1 pseudogene is annotated in these 351 nt (G+C 58.4%); it reads right to left on the bottom strand.

Annotation, left to right across the window (positions count from 1 at the left end):
* Window positions 1–351, bottom strand: a pseudogene (locus HX884_RS26835) (IS1-like element IS1B family transposase); the annotation flags it as partial.

The raw sequence follows: 351 nt of genomic DNA, 5'->3' as shown, positions 1-351 counted from the left end.
TGCAGCTTTCCCTTCAGGCGGGATTCATACAGCGGCCAGCCATCCGTCATCCATATCACCACGTCAAAGGGTGACAGCAGGCTCATAAGACGCCCCAGCGTCGCCATAGTGCGTTCACCGAATACGTGCGCAACAACCGTCTTCCGGAGCCTGTCATACGCGTAAAACAGCCAGCGCTGGCGCGATTTAGCCCCGACGTATCCCCACTGTTCGTCCATTTCCGCGCAGACGATGACGTCACTGCCCGGCTGTATGCGCGAGGTTACCGACTGCGGCCTGAGTTTTTTAAATGGCGGAAAATCGTGTTGAGGCCAACGCCCATAATGCGGGCGGTTGCCCGGCATCCAACGC

This window comes from Enterobacter sp. SECR19-1250 (assembly GCF_013391025.1).
Taxonomy (GTDB): domain Bacteria; phylum Pseudomonadota; class Gammaproteobacteria; order Enterobacterales; family Enterobacteriaceae; genus Enterobacter; species Enterobacter cloacae.
The sequence above is the reverse complement of the archived record's forward strand: the minus strand, read 5'-3'. Positions and strand labels throughout refer to the sequence as shown.